We start from the raw sequence: 433 nt of genomic DNA on the forward strand, positions 1-433 counted from the left end.
TTTACACTCCACCCAAGGAAAAGAACGCTTGGTACTCCGGTCGCCACGATATCGAAATGGAATCGTATTTCGATCTGGCTAGCAATCATTCGGACTACTATCCAGCTAGCGCTCTCCAAACACCGATATTGAACTTGCTGCAGGCTGCCCCAAAGGAAACAGCGGACTTCATTCTCGGTTTCACCAATAGGGCAGTCGACTACTTTGCCACGACCGACCTCGGTAAGGCCGAGGTGGAGCAGGTCGAAATACATATCGACGGCAAACCGCCTATCAAGCAGTTCGTATCGAACCGCATCTGGAACCTCTATCGAGGCACCCAGGTCGCACCGACACTTATCGAATCGATCCACATGGCACTCGAACGATGGCTGCTCGCTCAGGCCAAGATGGCTAAGCCGGAAATCCTGGAAGGCTGGTGCTTGTATCTCAT

1 protein-coding gene is annotated in these 433 nt (G+C 52.4%); it reads left to right on the forward strand.

From position 1 onward, the window contains the following. Positions 1-56: 56 nt before the first annotated feature. A partial coding sequence (locus I6F37_RS40725; RefSeq protein ID WP_225154479.1) for a hypothetical protein occupies positions 57-433 on the forward strand: 377 nt, incomplete at its 3' end.

Origin of the sequence: Bradyrhizobium sp. NBAIM08 (assembly GCF_020193935.1) — a bacterium.
Lineage (GTDB): Bacteria > Pseudomonadota > Alphaproteobacteria > Rhizobiales > Xanthobacteraceae > Bradyrhizobium > Bradyrhizobium yuanmingense.